Annotated in this window: 20 protein-coding genes; 7 read left to right on the plus strand and 13 right to left on the minus strand. The window is 40.8% G+C overall.

Features of this window, described 5'->3' with window-relative positions; translation table 11 throughout:
- Window positions 1-4 precede the first annotated feature (4 nt).
- Window positions 5-442: a hypothetical protein gene (locus FNT16_RS07805; RefSeq protein WP_143871063.1), complete on the plus strand. Its 438-nt coding sequence runs from the start codon at window positions 5-7 to the stop codon at window positions 440-442.
- Entirely contained in the window at window positions 421-855 is a 435-nt protein-coding gene (locus FNT16_RS07810) for a hypothetical protein (RefSeq protein WP_143871064.1), read from the plus strand. The genes FNT16_RS07805 and FNT16_RS07810 overlap by 22 nt, the downstream gene beginning before the upstream one ends.
- Before the next feature lie 26 nt (window positions 856-881).
- On the opposite strand, the gene FNT16_RS07815 is transcribed toward FNT16_RS07810, so the two are convergent.
- The 9 genes from FNT16_RS07815 to FNT16_RS07855 form a co-directional block, all read right to left on the minus strand.
- The gene (locus tag FNT16_RS07815) at window positions 882-1,352 is read right to left on the minus strand and encodes a tRNA (cytidine(34)-2'-O)-methyltransferase (protein WP_143871065.1); all 471 of its coding nucleotides are present in this window, start codon (window positions 1,350-1,352) and stop codon (window positions 882-884) included.
- 20 nt (window positions 1,353-1,372) lie between these two features.
- Window positions 1,373-1,717 (minus strand): ribonuclease E inhibitor RraB, encoded by a 345-nt coding sequence (locus FNT16_RS07820; RefSeq protein WP_143871066.1) that lies wholly within the window; start codon window positions 1,715-1,717, stop codon window positions 1,373-1,375.
- Window positions 1,718-1,749: 32 nt separating this feature from the next.
- Entirely contained in the window at window positions 1,750-2,229 is a 480-nt protein-coding gene (locus FNT16_RS07825) for a GNAT family N-acetyltransferase (protein WP_143871067.1), read from the minus strand.
- Window positions 2,226-2,795 carry a GNAT family N-acetyltransferase gene (locus FNT16_RS07830; protein WP_143871068.1) on the minus strand — a complete coding sequence of 190 codons (570 nt, stop codon included), beginning with the start codon at window positions 2,793-2,795 and terminating at the stop codon, window positions 2,226-2,228. Before FNT16_RS07830 ends, FNT16_RS07825 begins: the two co-directional genes overlap by 4 nt.
- 164 nt (window positions 2,796-2,959) lie before the next feature.
- A complete protein-coding gene (locus FNT16_RS07835) occupies window positions 2,960-3,664 on the minus strand; it encodes a helix-turn-helix transcriptional regulator (protein WP_143871069.1) in 705 nt (234 codons plus the stop codon).
- 78 nt (window positions 3,665-3,742) lie between these two features.
- Complete coding sequence (locus tag FNT16_RS07840; protein WP_143871070.1) at window positions 3,743-4,072, minus strand: hypothetical protein; 330 nt, start codon at window positions 4,070-4,072, stop codon at window positions 3,743-3,745.
- Between the two features lie 193 nt (window positions 4,073-4,265).
- Window positions 4,266-4,787 (minus strand): CC0125/CC1285 family lipoprotein, encoded by a 522-nt coding sequence (locus tag FNT16_RS07845; protein WP_246072430.1) that lies wholly within the window; start codon window positions 4,785-4,787, stop codon window positions 4,266-4,268.
- Between the two features lie 23 nt (window positions 4,788-4,810).
- Window positions 4,811-5,563: an anti-sigma factor family protein gene (locus tag FNT16_RS07850; RefSeq protein WP_143871072.1), complete on the minus strand. Its 753-nt coding sequence runs from the start codon at window positions 5,561-5,563 to the stop codon at window positions 4,811-4,813.
- Window positions 5,560-6,054, minus strand: a complete 495-nt coding sequence (locus FNT16_RS07855; RefSeq protein ID WP_143871073.1) for an RNA polymerase sigma factor — start codon at window positions 6,052-6,054, stop codon at window positions 5,560-5,562. Before FNT16_RS07855 ends, FNT16_RS07850 begins: the two co-directional genes overlap by 4 nt.
- Window positions 6,055-6,230: 176 nt before the next feature.
- Between FNT16_RS07855 and FNT16_RS07860 the strand changes: the two genes are divergently transcribed.
- The gene (locus FNT16_RS07860; protein WP_143871074.1) at window positions 6,231-7,703 is read left to right on the plus strand and encodes a S8 family serine peptidase; all 1,473 of its coding nucleotides are present in this window, start codon (window positions 6,231-6,233) and stop codon (window positions 7,701-7,703) included.
- A 67-nt stretch (window positions 7,704-7,770) separates the two neighbouring features.
- On the opposite strand, the gene FNT16_RS07865 is transcribed toward FNT16_RS07860, so the two are convergent.
- Together FNT16_RS07865 and FNT16_RS07870 are read right to left on the minus strand one after the other, a co-directional pair.
- The gene (locus FNT16_RS07865) at window positions 7,771-8,709 is read right to left on the minus strand and encodes a surface lipoprotein assembly modifier (protein ID WP_143871075.1); all 939 of its coding nucleotides are present in this window, start codon (window positions 8,707-8,709) and stop codon (window positions 7,771-7,773) included.
- 289 nt (window positions 8,710-8,998) lie between these two features.
- Window positions 8,999-10,066 carry a hypothetical protein gene (locus FNT16_RS07870; protein WP_143871076.1) on the minus strand — a complete coding sequence of 356 codons (1,068 nt, stop codon included), beginning with the start codon at window positions 10,064-10,066 and terminating at the stop codon, window positions 8,999-9,001.
- A gap of 272 nt (window positions 10,067-10,338) precedes the next feature.
- Between FNT16_RS07870 and glyQ the strand changes: the two genes are divergently transcribed.
- The 4 genes from glyQ (at window position 10,339) to FNT16_RS07890 (ending at window position 14,894) form a co-directional block, all read left to right on the plus strand.
- Window positions 10,339-11,268, plus strand: a complete 930-nt coding sequence (gene glyQ / locus FNT16_RS07875) for a glycine--tRNA ligase subunit alpha (protein ID WP_143871077.1) — start codon at window positions 10,339-10,341, stop codon at window positions 11,266-11,268.
- Window positions 11,269-11,272: 4 nt separating this feature from the next.
- Window positions 11,273-13,342 carry a glycine--tRNA ligase subunit beta gene (gene glyS, locus FNT16_RS07880; protein WP_143871078.1) on the plus strand — a complete coding sequence of 690 codons (2,070 nt, stop codon included), beginning with the start codon at window positions 11,273-11,275 and terminating at the stop codon, window positions 13,340-13,342.
- Window positions 13,343-13,361: 19 nt separating this feature from the next.
- Entirely contained in the window at window positions 13,362-13,838 is a 477-nt protein-coding gene (locus FNT16_RS07885; protein ID WP_143871079.1) for an early set domain-containing protein, read from the plus strand.
- A gap of 186 nt (window positions 13,839-14,024) precedes the next feature.
- On the plus strand, window positions 14,025-14,894 hold the full coding sequence (locus FNT16_RS07890; protein WP_221935074.1) for a diguanylate cyclase: 870 nt from the start codon (window positions 14,025-14,027) through the stop codon (window positions 14,892-14,894).
- A gap of 97 nt (window positions 14,895-14,991) precedes the next feature.
- On the opposite strand, the gene FNT16_RS07895 is transcribed toward FNT16_RS07890, so the two are convergent.
- Window positions 14,992-15,609, minus strand: a complete 618-nt coding sequence (locus FNT16_RS07895) for a thiol:disulfide interchange protein DsbA/DsbL (RefSeq protein ID WP_143871080.1) — start codon at window positions 15,607-15,609, stop codon at window positions 14,992-14,994.
- A 55-nt stretch (window positions 15,610-15,664) separates the two neighbouring features.
- Window positions 15,665-16,657, minus strand: a complete 993-nt coding sequence (locus tag FNT16_RS07900) for a serine/threonine protein kinase (RefSeq protein WP_143871081.1) — start codon at window positions 16,655-16,657, stop codon at window positions 15,665-15,667.
- Window positions 16,658-16,684: the final 27 nt, after the last annotated feature.

Consider the following 16,684-nt stretch of genomic DNA (forward strand, 5'->3'; position numbering starts at 1 on the left):
ATTTATGCGTTTAAACGTATCTACCATATTATCTGCGATTATCTATGTTGTTTGTTTTTCAAGTCAGGCATGCCAGCAGACCTTGTATGTTCCTTTAATTGAATCTAATAAAGACAAGTTAATTACTGCTTTATTATCGCTTTCCGTCAATAAGTCAGGCAATGACATTTGCATTCGGCAAATTGATAAAAGTTTGACGGAAGCAAGAAAATCAATGTTTGTCGATAAAGGCTTGATTGACGTGCAATGGGCCAGTAAAGGATCGCGCGCCAATCGATTGTTAAAACCTATACCAGAGGCTATCTTCAGAGGGCTAGGTGGCTATAGGATTTTTGTAATTAGAAAAGGCGAGCAGGCACGTTTTGATAAGATTTTTACGTTAGATGATTTAAAAAAATTAACTGCAGGGCAAGGCGATTTTTGGGGGATACCAAAGTATTAAAATCAGCAGGGTTGCCCGTGGTGACTTCAACCCAAGCCCGTCGATTATGGAAGATGTTGCATGCCAAACGGTACGATTATTTGCCTTTGGCGGTACATGAACCTTGGCATGATATAAAAATTAGACCAGAGCTCAATCTGACAGTTGAAAAAAATTTGTTGCTCGTTTACGCCTCGGCGCTTTACTTTTATGTTGAACAAGACGACCACAAGCTATATGACTTGTTATTGTCAGGCATGCAAGCTGCTTTAGCCGATGGGAGTTACCATGCTTTGTTATTAAAATCAGATATGATCCAGTCTGTTGTGAAAAACGCTAACGTCAAAGGGCGGCGTATTATTTCGATTAATAAAACGCCAGCAGAAATTCAGCAAGATCAATTTTTGAATTTGTTGATAAAGCAAACTGAGTAATTCAACCTTTATGGACAGTGGTTGTTTTATTCGCCATCCGCAAAGTTAAACTGACGCCAAGCTTCGTAACTGATAATGGCGACAGAGTTGGATAAGTTTAAACTGCGATTATTGGCTGTTTTGGCCATTGGTATTCGAATTTTCATCTCAGGTGGAATAGTTTGATGTACCGCTTCACTCAAACCATGCGTTTCTGCACCGAATAATAATATATCCCCGGCTTGATACTGAATGTCTGTATGACTGCGTGTGCCTCTGGTTGTGCAGGCAATAATTCTGTGACCGGCCATTACTTTAACAAACTCAGCATAATTTTTATGTACGCTAAGATTGGCGAGATCATGGTAGTCTAAACCGGCACGACGAACTTGTTTTTCATCTAAAGAAAAGCCTAAAGGTTCTATTAAATGCAATTGACAACCGTTATTGGCAGCCAAACGAATTATATTACCTGTATTGGGTGCTATTTGAGGTTCAAATAAAGCTATGTGAAACATATATTTTTAAGTCTTATCAATTATAAAGCGATGCCCCAGCCGTCAGAGTATCCTTTTAAGTTTTCTACACAATCCGTAAATGCCTGATCCCATTCGTCCAATATCGGCTGCTCAGGAACAAGGGTGACACTGGCAATAAGCTCAACGCCACCACCCGCTTCGGGTTTTTGAATTTTTATATTTTCAAATGAAACCCCATTTACACTAAGCGTTTTTACCTGTGGTAAAGCTTTTTCAGCTTGCTCTTTAAATTCGAACGCGGCAAAAAAATCAATTTGCATCGCCTGTGTCAGGTCGATACCTTCGGCCGCCATTTCTGCCAGAATTAGGCTGGTTTGATCGTCTGGAGTTTGGAATTGAAACATATACAGTACTTTATTAAATAGATTGGTTTATATTATACCGCTTTTTGCCAGAATTCTGCGACACCTGCGTGCTGACTAAGTTGATAGGCTTGATAACCTAAATCTTGATAAAGGCTTTTTGCTTGCGTGTTTTCAGCCAAAACTTCGAGTGTTAACTTGCAATAACCTTGCTGACGGGCAAACGATTCCGCTGTTTGCATAAGCTGGCGAGCAATGCCTAATCGCCTGTGCGATTTTAAAACGGCCAGATCATGTATATTTAATAAGGGCTTAGCGTAGAAAGTAGAAAAGCTTTCAAAGGCATTTAATAGCCCAACCGCTTGGTTATTATCATATGCCAGCCAAGCAAAATAATCATTCCGAGTGGCTAAATTATGAATTAAGTTTTCTACGACATAAGGACTGATGGCTTCTCCGCCGCCCATAGGATCGAGTGCGTATTGCTGCAAGCAATACAGTAAGTCGTTTTGATGCTGTGGATTTTGGATATTGAGTTGTATTATTTGAATCATAGGTGCTGAATGGGAAGATACATGTCTACATTATCCACATCTGTCTGGAATTCACCTAATTTAATAAAGCCATTTTTTTCGTAAAAGGCAATTGCCTGAAAATTTGATTTCTGTGTGCCGCCCATCAGAATGATATTTTCTATATGCATCGCCTGTGCATACTTAACAATATATTGCATGCAGGCAGATGATAACCCTTTATTTTGATAGTTTTCAGCAATACAGGGCGCGAAATACCAATCTAAACTTTGCGTCAGATCCATTTGATAATTGAGGTAGCGCTGATACTCTTCAACAGATTCTTTGCTATCTAAAATAAAGTAACCAATAATTTCTTCATTTTGGTTTTCAATCACCATTAATAGGGTTTTTAACGGAATGGCAGATAAGTGTTGGCATAAACTATAGGCATAATCAGCGGTTAAAGGGTGCGGGGCAAATCTTTTACGAGTTACTTCACTTAAGCCGGTAAAATAATCAGCGAGTTTAGGTGCATCAGTCGATTCTATCACTCTAAAGGTATATTGCTGGTTATCCCTGCAGGTTAAAACTTGCGATAAACTCATAATAACACCTGTTATTGTTTTTAAATTGTTATCAACTCTTTTTTGTTATGTTACTTAAAGCTGCAGCAGAAAGCTAATGAATTCGATATCATTTAGCTTTAAAAAAGTATCTTTTTAGTTTTTTATCATTGATTTCAGATTCTTATACTAGTGGGTGACTAAAGTTATCCAGAGTACCTTTGCTGTTGTTGTTTAATTAAGTTTATATAGTGCTGTAAGCTGATATCTTCGCGTGTTTGAAAAAACTTAGTTAAGTTGTCAAGTGTTTGTATTCTGTCTAATCTGAACATGCGGTAGTCTTGTCGCAAAGTACACCAAGCGACTAATGTCCAGGTTTTACCCCAATAAATCATGCCCAGTGGCCATACTTTTCGGCTAGTTAAGTTGCCGGCTTCATCCTGATAGTTTAGCAATATTACTTGGCGGTTTTTAATTGCACTGGATATTTGCTCGTTGTGTTGTTGATATTGCGCTGAATTAAATTGCGGCACAATGAGCCATTCTGGTTGCTCGACTGACAATTGATGGAGCTTATCTGGCAAGACAGCATGGATCTTGGCTAAAGCAGAAGATGCAGCTTTTGCCATACTTTGGTTGCTCCAGCTTTCAACCATGCGTACGCCTAACAATAAGGCTTCAATTTCTGCTTCATCGAACATGATCGGCGGGATACTAAAGTTGGCTTTGAGTTTATACCCTACACCCGCTTCAGATTCGATAGGCACGCCGGACAGAGATAAAGCCTGTATATCCCGATAAATAGTTCGCTCTGATACTTCCAACTGTTGTGCAATCTGCTGTGCGGTAATGACGCCACGTTTGCTGCGCAGTAAAGTTAAAATCTGAAAGAGTCGCTCGGCCTTTCGCATGGGGTTGCCAACTTGTTTTACAATAAATGCTGAGCATATCAAAATTAATATGCTCAGAAGCTGATTTATTTGTGCAAATTAAGCTTCAGCTGTTTGTTCGCACATCATACTCTCTGAAATGGCTGTCATGTGGCGCATCTTTATTGAATCCATATCTGTTATCGCCATGAGTGCCTGACATGATGGATTTTGCATAAAAGCATCGGACGCGTTTTGTGCATGCTGCATGTCTTTCCAATAAACAATGTCGAAATAAGTGCCATTGTCATCTTGGCTCATAGAGCGATAATAAAACCCTTCCTGAGCTTGTAGAAAGTCATTTACAGCCGCATTGACTTCCGCCAGTTGCTCGGTTGGTACGTTGGTTTTTAATTTGTAACTTACTAATTCTATTGCAGTTGTTGTCATTCTAATATTCCTTCTAATATTCCTTCAAATATTCCTTCAATAGTTGTTGGAATGGTTGTTGGTTTGATACCTAAAGCTCATGTATCAAGGTTAAACAGCGAGTTTTATATTGCTGAGCAAGCAACGGAAGGAATGATAAATAAGGGCTACTGACAGCGTTGTGTCAGTAGCCTTTAGAAAAAATGAATTAATTTTATTTTGTGCTTAGCGGGCTTAGGTTTTCATAGACTTCTTTTGCATTATAAGCATTTTCGCTATCTGGCGTTTCACCATGACCCATGTGGATTTCTAAAATGCTTTCGATTTCACTTTTGTCCGGACTGTTTAAATTGAGTGATACTCCGACATTAGTTTGTGGCTCAGTGTGTGTACTGCAGCCGAGCAGTCCGCAGTGTCGTTCGACACGATGCGAGCGCCCAACGGATACACCACTGGGTGGTGCGACACGTTCTTTATCGATAATGGTTTCTCTGTTATTGATAATAAACCAATCATAGTCTTTTAGTTTTGTTAGCTCAGCTGCCCGCAATAGGGCAAAATTCATTGCTTCCGAGCGGTCATCGCTTCTGTGTTTAAAGTGCACGCGATATTTCTCTTCGGTAATTTTGACTTCTTTATAGCCATAACCATTACCTTCTGCCGGTCGGTACGGTGGTTTACTGGCACAGGCTGAAATCAATAACGTGCTGATCAGGATTAAAATTAATTTATTCATATTCGACACCTCACAGTTGTAAATTATTCTGACCAATTTTGCTGAATCATTTGTTCTTCAGCTTGTCGATCATATATTTGTGAATGGATCATTTTATCAAGTGTTGCGTTTAATAAAGGCGATCCGCCACTGGCAGTTTGATACTCATTGATATCATTTTGGCCGCTATAGAAAGTTGCTACCTTGTGCCATTCCCCTTGTTCGCGACAAGCTATATTTTCACTGGTCATACCATTGGTATTATTTAACTGAAACTGTCGGCAAATTCTGTTTTTCGGATCTTTAAAGGTTAATCTAGCTTGCACCGAACTACCATCATATAAAGTTTCAGTTTGACCACTGGGGACCGTTTCTAAAATATTTGCCTGCTGAGCCCAGTAGCCATTTTGTTGCGCTAAAGGGCTGTCAGATACGTTTTGTGGCATTATTTGAGCGACCAGAAAACCTGCTAATAAAGCCACACTAGCCGCTTGCGCTGCATGTTGTGATAAAAACGCATTGGTTTTGTGCACTGCTTTTTTCCAGCCGGACATTTGCACAACATTATTATTTTGTTGTACGGGGGATTCTTCTAACATTTTACGGATAGCGCTAGGCAGTGGTTTATTATCTATTTCACTATAGACGCCGCGTATGCTCTCATCAACCATGGTTAATTCTGCAAGCCGGGCAGAAATACTGTCATCTGATGCAATTTGCGCGCGGATTTCTTCCATTTCCGCTTCAGGTAATTCGGCATCAAGGAAGGCCGATAGTTTTTCATCTGTTATTTTCATGCGTTTGCCTCCTCTTGGCTGTTTTTTAAAAATTCACTTAACGCCACTCTGGCGCGTGCAAGCCTGCTCATAACTGTGCCGATAGGTAACTCTAATGCTGCAGCGGCTTCTTTGTAAGATAAGCCTTCTAAAGCAATTAATGAGATAATACTTCTTTGCTCATCAGGTAATTGCGCCATTGCGCTATTGACCTGTTGTAAAGCGATTTCACCTTGCATGGCGCGTTCACCATCGACCGCCTGATTAGCTGATAACTCAGGATTTGCTGCTGCTTGACTGCGTACTTTGCGCGAGCGGTATTCATCAATCCATAAATTCTTACAAACGCGAAATGCCCACTTGGTTAAGTCCTCATCTTGAGCATCTGGTGCTTGTCTTAACAATCGTTCGATTGTATTTTGCAATAAGTCATCTGCATCGTCGGCACTGCCCGTTAAGGCAAATGCAAAACGTCTAAGCTGTGGTACTAATTTGGTTATTTGTTGTTTCATTTATTAATGTTCCCCGATGTCTTACATAGATAACGGCTGACAAATTAATTTATTCCGTAAATTTAAATTTTTTTTACACTTTTCGTTCTTTTGCAGTGAAAAAAGCTGGGTTCTAATGGAATTTTTGGCCTGACAAAACGTTGTATAAGAGAGAATAGTAGAGCAAAGAGCATAGTATGAAGTCCTTAAAACGTAAAAAATTATCAGCCTGTTTAATTTTGCCTTTCAGTTTGATTTGCCAATTGAGTTTAGCGGATCCTCTGTCTATTGATGGGGCATTGGAGCAAATATCTCAAGTGCCGCAAGATATTGTGGATGAAATACAATCAATTCCTACCGATAATTCAAACGAACCTAAAATAGAATTACCCGTTGAACTGAATGCAGGATTAGTGACAGAAGGACTAGCGACGGAGTTAGATGCAGAACTACCACTCGAATTGGGTAGCGTAGAATTACAAGCCGAGCTCAATTCTGCTGGATTATCGATAGAAGCTTCAGTACCACAACAAATTATTGGCTTAAATGGTCAACTAAAATTTGCAGAAACCCTAGACGAAGCGGGTCAACTGGCGGTTAAACAGGAATGGGTGATGCAAATCAGCTCGCAGCAAATGGCTCAGCTAAATGCATTAGTTGCCCAGCAGCAGATTAAAATTATTGAGCAGGAAAATCTGGATGCATTAGAGGTTACGGTTGTGCGAGTGCACGTTGATGCGCAATTAGATTCGCTGAGTGCGTTAAAAGCTGCATTGTTATTGGATGATGAACAGGTGCTCAGTCGTAACCACATTTATCAGGTGCAAAGTTCGGCTTTAAACACGCAAGCAGATATGCCCGCAGAAAAAAACATGAAAACAACAAAAGCTAAAGCATGTGCGCAAGCGATTAATATCGGGATGATAGATACTGCAGTTGATATTTATCATCCGGCTTTTAAACGCGTTCAACAAGCAGGCAGGATAATTCAACACAGTTTTGTTGATCCTGATCTAGCGCAGCCTACACAACATGGCAGTGCAGTAGCTGGATTGCTGGTGGGTGAAATGGTAAACCTACAACCCTTATTACCACAGGGGAAAATATACTCAGCCGCCACTTTTTATACGCGCCCGGATGGTGGGCAAGGGGCGACTATGTTTAATTTAGTTAAAGCACTTAACTGGCTGGCAAAACAGCCAGTTAGTGTTATTAATATGAGTTTAACCGGGCCAGATAATGGTTTATTAAAAACCGCAATTGAAGCCTTGAGTAAACAACAAATCACGATTGTGGCAGCGGTTGGTAATGCGGGGCCAGCGTCGCCACCCTTATATCCGGCTGCTTATGCTGCAGTGATTGGTGTGACTGCTGTTGATCATAAAAACAACATTTATCGCTGGGCCGTTCGGGGCAAACAGGTGGATTTTGCGGCAACCGGCGTTGATGTTTTTGTGCCTAGAATTAATGGCAGTATTAAAACTGAAACCGGAACGTCAATGGCATCCCCTATTGTTGCTGCCCATTTGTTGTGTTTAATCAAAGGTGAAAAAAAATGGCCACAAGAGAGCCGTTTAATGATGCGGCGTTATGCACAAGATTTAGGGGAACTCGGTAAAGATGATACTTATGGTTATGGTTTAATTGGAAAAGTTAAATCACCCGACTAAGCATTTTTAAACTTTGAGTCGGGTGTGTTTGTATTACTGGATGTTATTTATCATCTAGCTTGTTGTGCTAAAAATGCATTTTTAAATTAACGGATGCGAGGTTTTCATCATAGTCAGCACTGCTGAGATTTGATTGCGCTTTTGTATGCTCAATTTTCCCATACATTTCGAAATATTGACTGAGGGGGTGATTGTACTGAATGCCCAGCGTTTGTTTGCTATCGGCTCTAAATTCGTCTGGATTAACAGCATATGCAGCATAATCTCTGTCACTATATTGATAATAGACTTGAGCTTTTGCAGTTTGCTCAAATACCGTAAATTTTTGCGTGAAACTGGCCTTTAATTTACCTTCTGTGTAATCAAACCGCGTGTTGTCGGCACTTTCATCTTCATGACTTATTGAGGCCGTTAAGTATTGTGACATGTTGATAAAATAAAATACATCTGCACCTATCGTTACCGCCTGCGCATCACGCTCAGATAAGTCGGCAAATGATTTATCCCGCAGTACTGTAGAGCCTCGAAGATAAACCGCATCTCCTAACATTCGGCCAATATCTAACGTGAGCAACGTCATATCCAATAAGTCCGCTTCGGCTAAATCAATACTGGCGTAATCTAATCTTGCACCTAAACGATAGACACCTAATGCATAACGGCTTGCAATGTTTGCTTGATGCATTTGCGTATCGTACGTTTGGGTATCTTGAAACTGTTTTTGGTTGTACTGATAACCTGCCGAAATTTGCGTATTTTCAGTTAATTGCCATTTGCCATCCGCGCCAACTTTTAAGGTGAGTGCGGTGTCGCTTTGATCAGATGCTGTGCCATCGAGCTCGGCAATTGTTAATTGACTATCGTGTAAATAGCCGGTTTCAGCGCTGATCGACCAATTTTTATTTTTATCTTGAGCAAATGAAGCCGTGGCAAGCGCAGTAGACAATGCAGTTGATATCAATACAGATAAGCTCATTGAAAGTTTAGTTTGAGTGAATGTTTTCATGCGTACTACTCCAGAATAATTTGTGTAATCATCTAGATAACGTTTGAGCTGTATCGGTTATTCCCGCTTTTGTTATGGCTGGTATAGAATGTGACGTGTTTCACGCTTAGTCGGATTATGGTGGTGTTTGTGATTTTGACCTCAGCCCGAAGGGCAATGGCTATTTTAACCCTTAACGGCATTAGAATTCGTTTATAATGAATACAAAAAAGGGGCATTTAAAATGCCCCTTTTGAATTTTATTTTTTCGAATTTAGTTCGTAATGCAATTGTTTAAAAATGCTATGAGTTAGAAATCTAGAGCAGAACTTTCACTAATGCTATTTTCTGCAGCGATGTCTAACACAGTGTTGATTTCGTCATTGACCACGGATGATAACTCGGCATCCACACTTTCTTGTGCACTTTGCTGGGCTGTCGCTTCGGCATTTTGCGCAAGTGTTTCGCTAATCACATCAGTTGTGATTTGGTTACTCATTTCAGAAGCGAGGTTGACCGATGATTCAACGACAGATTCGCTTTGTTCAGAAACCACGTTTTGTAACTCTGCCGATAAATCAGATTGAGCTTCAACAGCCGCGTTTAATGTTGCATCAACCGTACTTTCCAGTGTATTTTCAACGGTTCCATTTACCGTGCCATTTACCGTGTTTGATAAGGTACCTTCGACCGTGCTGGTGACTGTGTTATTAAGGGTTCCTTCAACGGCACCATTTATTGTATTGCTTAAGCTGCCGTCGATCGCTCCTTCAAGGGTTCCGTCAAGCGTACCATTAATCGTTCCGTCAATTGCATTGTTGACTGTACCTTGTATTTCTTCACCTACCGACTGGCTAGACTCTAAACCAGTATTTAATGTGCCTTCAATTCGTCCGGCTAACTCAGATTGCATATCCAAAGCATCGTCTTGCGCAACTTCTGCTGTATCTGGTTCAGTCGTTGTTTCGTCAGCTGATTGTTCATCATTTTCTGTGCTGTCATCTGATGAATCTGGCGTATCTGCTTGTGCGGTAACATCTGCAGAGCTTTCAGCGTCACCTTCAACGTTATTTTCAACTCCGCTTTCAACTTTTGTGTTTGCACTGTTGTCTACTGTTGTTTGATTTTCACCTTCAATATTTTCTTCAGTTGTGTTGTTTGCACTGACTTCACTTTCGCTGTTTGTATTCGCGTTAAAGTCAGAGTTAAAACTCATATCTGCCTTGGCTGTGCCATCTTGGGTTGCAATGTTTTGTTGGTAGCTGCCCGATGTTTCAAATTGTGATGATGCATCCGCTGAAAAGTCAGTGTTAGCGAAAGCCATAGTTGAAGACAAAGTACAAGCAGTTACAAATAATGTGTTTTTTAAGTTCATCATGGTCATTCTCCTAAAAGGTTTTTGTCATTTTTTGATGGCTGATTTGTCATCAAAGTCACTCAGATAACGCCTCAGCTATTCCTTTTATTCCGCACAATTTTACAACGCGTTATAAAATGAGCACTGGTTCACACAAAGCGCCGTTGTGCTTTTCTGCACTTTTGTCTCTGTGCGTGACATGAATTAACACTGGTTGCGCCGCGTTCAGTCAGTTATAATCTTCGCCATTTTTCGCGCAAATTTATCCAGAAATAAAAGGTACTCGAACCCAAATGGCAAAGTACGATATTAAAACCTTCCAGGGATTGATCCTGGCATTACAAGATTATTGGGCGCAGCAAGGCTGCGTTATTGTGCAACCTTTAGATATGGAAGTGGGTGCTGGTACTTTCCATCCTATGACTTTTTTGCGTTCATTAGGGCCAGAACCGCATCACTGTGCATATGTGCAACCCTGTCGACGTCCTGCAGATGGTCGCTATGGTGAAAACCCGAACCGTTTGCAGCACTACTATCAGTTTCAAGTTATTCTTAAACCTTCACCCAGCAATATTCAGGCGCTTTATTTAGGCTCTTTGGAATTATTAGGCTTTGATACACAAACACATGATATTCGGTTTGTTGAAGACAACTGGGAATCGCCGACCTTAGGTGCTTGGGGATTAGGTTGGGAAGTTTGGTTAAATGGTATGGAAGTCACCCAGTTTACTTATTTCCAACAAGTGGGTGGTTTAGAGTGCCGACCTGTTTCCGGTGAAATTACCTATGGTTTAGAACGCCTAGCAATGTACATTCAAGGTGTAGATAGTATTTATGATTTAGTTTGGGCGGATGGCCCTATGGGTCAAGTTACATACGGTGATGTCTTTTTACAAAACGAAGTTGAACAATCTGCTTATAACTTTGAACATGCTGATGTGGATGCTTTGTTTGCCCAATTTGACCAATGCGAGAAAGAAAGCGCCAAACTCATTGAAGCCGGGTTGCCTTTACCTGCCTACGAACAGGTTATGAAAGCCTCACATGCATTTAATTTATTAGATGCACGTCACGCCATTTCAGTGACCGAACGCCAGCGTTATATCCTGCGTGTTCGCACCTTAGCAAAAGCCTGTGCTGAAGCATATTTTGCAGCGCGCGAAGAGTTAGGTTTCCCGCTGCTAAAAAAACAAGCACAAGATAATTCTAAACAGGAGGGCTAAGCGGATGGCAACTGAAAATTTATTAATTGAAATAGGTACTGAAGAGTTACCACCCAAAGCGTTGCGCAAATTGGCTGAAGCGTTTGCCGAAAATATTCAAGCCGGTTTAGATAGTGCTGAATTGGCCTACGAATGTGTCAACTGGCTAGCGGCGCCTAGACGTCTAGCGGTCACTGTCAGTGCGCTAGCAGACAAACAGCAAGACAAAACTGTTGAAAAACGCGGGCCGGCGATTCAGGCTGCGTTTGATAAAGAAGGTAACCCAACCAAAGCAGCATTAGGTTGGGCGCGTGGTAATGGCATCGATGTTTCTCAAGCCGAGCGTTTAGAAACAGACAAGGGTGCTTGGTTAATGTATCGCGCAGAAGTTAAAGGCCAGCCAGTTGCTGAGTTGATAATTGATATAGCAGATAAAGCATTGGCTAAATTGCCAATTCCAAAACCAATGCGCTGGGGGAGCAGTGATGTGCAGTTTATTCGACCTGTGCACACAGCCACTGTCTTTTATGGTGCACAATCAATTGACGGCCAGTTGCTGGGGGTTAAAACCAGTAATCAATTGCAGGGACATCGTTTCCATTCAAGCGGCCGCGTCACTATTCAACATGCAGATGAATACCAAGCTGTATTAAAAGAAGCGTATGTGATAGCTGATTTTGCAGAACGTAAAGCACAAATAAAGCAACAAGTTGAAGCTAAAGCCGCCGAATTAAATGGTATTGCGGATATGGATGATGCGCTATTAGAAGAAGTAACAGGCTTAGTTGAATGGCCAGTTTTGCTCGTTGCGTCTTTTGAAGAGAAGTTTCTTGCCGTGCCGGATGAAGCGCTGATTTATACAATGAAAGGCGATCAAAAATACTTCCCGGTGCTGAATAAAGACGGCTCATTAATGAACAAATTTATCTTTATTTCTAACATTGAAAGTAAAGATCCAGAGCAGGTTATTCAAGGCAACCAGAAGGTTGTGCGCCCACGCTTAGCCGATGCAGAGTTTTTCTTTAATACCGACCGTAAAAAGACGTTGGAAAGCCGTCTAGAAAGCTTAAAGAGCGTACTTTTCCAACAAAAATTAGGCACGCTATTTGATAAATCAAGCCGAATTTCAGAGTTAGCAGCCTATATTGGTAGCAAAATAGATGCAGATGCTGAACAAGCCAAACGCGCAGGTTTATTGTCAAAGACAGATTTGATGACCGAAATGGTGATGGAATTTCCTGAAGTGCAAGGTGTCATGGGGATGCATTACGCTAAACATGATGGCGAGGCAGAAGCGGTTGCCAATGCGTTGAATGAACAATATCAACCTCGATTTGCAGGTGATCAATTGCCATCCGCACCGGTTAGCTGCGCAGTTGCGCTAGCGGACAAATTTGATACTTTAGCTGGGATTTTTGGGATTGGATTATTGCCAAAAGGCGACAAAGATCCATTCGCATTGCGCCGCGCGGCGATTGGTGCATTGCGCATCATTGTTGAAAACAAACTCAATTTGGATTTATTGGATATCACCTATAAAGCAATTGAACTGTATGGCGACAAGTTAACCAACAAATCTGCGGCGAATGATGTGGTTGATTTTGTGTTTGGCCGCTTCCGCGCTTGGTATCAGGATCAAGGCTATCAAGTTGAAATTATTCAGGCGGTATCAGAACAAAGACCCACTGAACCATTAGATTTTGATTTACGTGTTAAAGCCGTTTCTGAGTTCAGGCTGTTGGATGCAGCCGAAGCATTGGCTGCGGCAAATAAACGTGTGAGCAATATTTTGGCTAAAAATCCGGCGGTATTGCCGCAGGTGGTGGATACTGAGCTATTACAGGAGCAGCAGGAAAAGGAACTTTATGCCTTAGTGTCAGCCAAACAAATTGAACTGGCACCTGTATTTGCACAGCGTGAATATGCCAAAGCGTTAGCAGAATTAGCGACATTACGCGAAACTGTCGATGCATTTTTTGACAATGTCATGGTTATGGCTGATGATGAAAATGTCAAATTGAATCGTTTATTGTTGTTATCAGAGCTTCGAAACCTATTTTTACAGGTTGCGGATATTTCGGTTCTGCAAAAATAAAAATTAAATGGAAAATTGTATGAAAGCCGTTTTAGTACTTGTTTCTCTAATAACCGCGATATTAACCAGCGGATGTAGTGTGACACCGTATCCTGCACAAACAGAAGTGCAAAACCGTGAAGACTTTTTGTATTTGCGTGGTAATTTTACTTGGTGGGATATAGAAGAACACGCAAAAGTGAAGCAGGTTGAAGGTCAATTATATAAAGCGACAGTTGAATTGATTGCTGACGGCCAACCATATGAATTTAAATTTGCCGATGAAAATTGGAGCCTAGGGGCCAATTGTGGATATTACGAAAAAGCGGATCAATTGGTTACATTAGATGCAAAAGTTTCAGCAAATTGTAACGCTAAATTTGAGCCTTTCCGTTTTATTCCGCAAGTAACGGGTGATTATGATTTTTTTATCGATTTTACCGATGAATCTGAACCCAAAGTTTGGATTAAACCAGCCGAAGCTGATTTGATTGAACGTTTGGTCCCCAGCTTCTAAGTTTTCATTTTTTATTTGGAATGCCAGTCAATGAGATTGGCATTCTTTTTATAAACCACCTCGTTCTCACTTATTAACGCTCGGTTAATAATGACCAGCCATTGTAATCTTTAAATTTTGAGCTATCTTTAAGCAGTGTTTAACAAAATTTTTACACTTATTCTATTTAAAGTTGGAGCCGCCCACGTGCGCATTAAATTGTTTATCCTCCCACTGGTACTCGTGAGTGTTTGTTTCGGCAATGCTGTTTATGCAGCGAAAACCATAATGCATGCCCAAGCTCACAACCCCAAAGAGACCCTGATCGCTAATATTTTAAAGCTGGCGTTAGAAAAAAGTAGTTCAAACGACAACTATTTTTTTAAAGAGTGGCACGAAACACTTAACGAAGCGCGATTGATGAGTATGTTAGAAGACGGTGCCTTGCAGGTGGCTTGGGCCGGGACGCAAAAGCAATATGAAGAAAAGTACTTTCCAATTCGCGTTCCAGTGTTAAAAGGTTTGTTAGGACATCGCATTTTTATTATTCGCCAGGACACTCAAGCGATGTTTAATGATGTACATACTTTAGAAGACTTGCGCAAAATAAAACTTGGGCAAGGAAAATTCTGGGGGGATACTTTTGTTTTAAAACACAATGGCTTGAAGGTCGTTGACCCGGTTAAATATAATAACTTGTTTTATATGTTAGAGGGTGGACGTTTTGATTTTTTTCCAAGAGCGGTGCATGAACCTTGGGGGGAAGTTGAGAGCCGACCCGAATTAAAACTGACCGTTGAAAAAAATATATTACTGATTTATCCCTTCGCGATGTACTTTTTTGTTGCCAAAGACAATGCAAAATTAGGTCGTTTGATTGAAGAGGGGTTTCGTAATGCGATTTATGATGGCAGTTTTAATGAAATGTTTTATAACCATCCACTAACTAAAGAAATACTCAAACTATCAAAGCTCAAGTCTAGGCGAATTATCCGATTAGAAAACCCCAATATGAGTGAGTTAACTCCGTTTGATGAAAAAGCGCTGTGGTTAAATATAGATGAGCTTGAATATTAAAGTTAAAGAGATAAAAGGCGAGTGTTGTACCTCGCCTTTTGTTGTTAGTAGCTTATGAATGACAGGCCTAAACGGCACATTCAGTTGGTTTGAGAGGTTACTTTTTATTCAGTAAAAAATTAACTAACTGGACGTATTCCTCTTCCGACTTGACGCTCCCTAATTTAACCTCGTATTTACCGTTAACAATAAGGGTGGGTACACTGCGGATATTAAAGCTTTTTTGTTCTGATTGCATTTGATTTGCCCGACCTGAAGCCATGAAGCTTTTATAGGCAGAGTCATATTTTGTAGGGTCAATATTAGCTTCCTGAACCAATACACTTCTAACATCCTGCATTGAATCAAAGCGTTTTCTATCTTTATGTAAGTGTTTAAATAGTGCTGAGATACCTTGTTCTTCTGCTTTTAATAATTCTAAAGCAGCCAAGCTTTTGCCTAAGCCTTGTGCAACTTCTCTGTTATTTCTGGGCATAAAATCCACATGGCTTTTGATAAAACTAGCGTCATCTGGCATGCTCTTTTTGATTTTGTCGACAATCGGCTCAAAAGCAAAACAATGGGGGCAATAAAACGAGAAAAACTCTTTTATTTCTGGTTTTGCGGTTGCCGGTTTAGATAATTCTTCATAATGTTTACCTGCTTCAAATTGCTCTGCACACGCGGTAAGTGGCATCAAAATGGCGGCAAATAAAAGCGCGACGAATTTCTTCATTCTGAGTTCCTGTTAGTGAATAGAAATTATAAGTTAATGATTGCAAATTACCGTATCATAGACCAGACATCAAGCGTAATGGTTCCTCATTCAATTGTGCAAGTTGTTCTTTGAAAGACAAAATTTGTTGTTCCCAGTATTTGTCTTCAGCAAACCAGGCAAAACTGTGTTGAAAAGCCGGATCACACCAACGCTTCGCAATCCAGCCCATATAGTGGACCATTCGCATGGCGCGTAAGGGTTCTATTAGCTTAAGCTCTGCTGCATTAAAAGCGCAAAATTCTTCATATCCGGCCAGTATAGTGTCCAATTGCAACATCTGTTGATCTCGGTTACCAGATAACATCATCCAAATATCCTGGATCGCAGGGCCATTCCTTGCATCATCTAAGTCGACAAAAAACGGGCCATCCCGCCATAATATATTGCCAGCATGACAATCACCATGTAGCCGAAATGCGTTATATTTCTGTTGATTAAACTGCTGCTCTGCCGTTTTACATAAAGGCTCTAAAATGGCTAAAAAGGCGGTTTCTAAGTGATTAGGTAGCATATTGCTGGCTAGAATATTGTGCTTAGCCTGCTTTAGATACTCATCCGTAGACAAGTTCGGGCGCACTTTAAATTGCTGCTTTTGACCGACTAAATGAATGCGTCCAATAAAGCGTCCCATCCATTCGAGATGATCTAGATTATCATTTTCAAATGAGCGCCCACCGACACTGGGGTATAAGGTGAAATAGTAACCCTGATATTGATGTAATGTTTTTCCTTGCAACGCCATCGGCGCAATCAGCGGAATTTCTTCGGCCGCTAACTGAGCGGCAAACTCGTGCTCTTCTTCAATCTGTACCGAAGACCAGCGGTTAGGACGATAAAATTTGACGACATAGCGCTTTTTATCGTCTGCGATAAATTGATAAACACGGTTTTCGTAACTGTTGAGTGCGATTAGGCCAGATTCTGGATAGATCCCAAGGCTTTCTATGGCATCTAATATAAGATCAGGGGTTAATGAAGAAAATGAAAAATCGTCCTGTACACTCATCTTTGCTCTTATGTTTAAGGTGTATTG

This window comes from Catenovulum sediminis, assembly GCF_007289895.1.
Taxonomy (GTDB): Bacteria; Pseudomonadota; Gammaproteobacteria; order Enterobacterales; family Alteromonadaceae; genus Catenovulum; species Catenovulum sediminis.

What these genes read in the sequence shown, in the direction of transcription:
- FNT16_RS07805 (WP_143871063.1), top strand. Translation starts at nt 5, where the DNA reads ATGCGTTTAAACGTATCTACCATATTATCTGCGATTATCTATGTTGTT.
- FNT16_RS07815 (WP_143871065.1), bottom strand. Translation starts at nt 1,352, where the DNA reads ATGTTTCACATAGCTTTATTTGAACCTCAAATAGCACCCAATACAGGT.
- FNT16_RS07820 (WP_143871066.1), bottom strand. Translation starts at nt 1,717, where the DNA reads ATGTTTCAATTCCAAACTCCAGACGATCAAACCAGCCTAATTCTGGCA.
- FNT16_RS07825 (WP_143871067.1), bottom strand. Translation starts at nt 2,229, where the DNA reads ATGATTCAAATAATACAACTCAATATCCAAAATCCACAGCATCAAAAC.
- FNT16_RS07830 (WP_143871068.1), bottom strand. Translation starts at nt 2,795, where the DNA reads ATGAGTTTATCGCAAGTTTTAACCTGCAGGGATAACCAGCAATATACC.
- FNT16_RS07835 (WP_143871069.1), bottom strand. Translation starts at nt 3,664, where the DNA reads ATGCGAAAGGCCGAGCGACTCTTTCAGATTTTAACTTTACTGCGCAGC.
- FNT16_RS07840 (WP_143871070.1), bottom strand. Translation starts at nt 4,072, where the DNA reads ATGACAACAACTGCAATAGAATTAGTAAGTTACAAATTAAAAACCAAC.
- FNT16_RS07845 (WP_246072430.1), bottom strand. Translation starts at nt 4,787, where the DNA reads ATGAATAAATTAATTTTAATCCTGATCAGCACGTTATTGATTTCAGCC.
- FNT16_RS07850 (WP_143871072.1), bottom strand. Translation starts at nt 5,563, where the DNA reads ATGAAAATAACAGATGAAAAACTATCGGCCTTCCTTGATGCCGAATTA.
- FNT16_RS07855 (WP_143871073.1), bottom strand. Translation starts at nt 6,054, where the DNA reads ATGAAACAACAAATAACCAAATTAGTACCACAGCTTAGACGTTTTGCA.
- FNT16_RS07860 (WP_143871074.1), top strand. Translation starts at nt 6,231, where the DNA reads ATGAAGTCCTTAAAACGTAAAAAATTATCAGCCTGTTTAATTTTGCCT.
- FNT16_RS07865 (WP_143871075.1), bottom strand. Translation starts at nt 8,709, where the DNA reads ATGAAAACATTCACTCAAACTAAACTTTCAATGAGCTTATCTGTATTG.
- FNT16_RS07870 (WP_143871076.1), bottom strand. Translation starts at nt 10,066, where the DNA reads ATGATGAACTTAAAAAACACATTATTTGTAACTGCTTGTACTTTGTCT.
- glyQ (WP_143871077.1), top strand. Translation starts at nt 10,339, where the DNA reads ATGGCAAAGTACGATATTAAAACCTTCCAGGGATTGATCCTGGCATTA.
- glyS (WP_143871078.1), top strand. Translation starts at nt 11,273, where the DNA reads ATGGCAACTGAAAATTTATTAATTGAAATAGGTACTGAAGAGTTACCA.
- FNT16_RS07885 (WP_143871079.1), top strand. Translation starts at nt 13,362, where the DNA reads ATGAAAGCCGTTTTAGTACTTGTTTCTCTAATAACCGCGATATTAACC.
- FNT16_RS07895 (WP_143871080.1), bottom strand. Translation starts at nt 15,609, where the DNA reads ATGAAGAAATTCGTCGCGCTTTTATTTGCCGCCATTTTGATGCCACTT.
- FNT16_RS07900 (WP_143871081.1), bottom strand. Translation starts at nt 16,657, where the DNA reads ATGAGTGTACAGGACGATTTTTCATTTTCTTCATTAACCCCTGATCTT.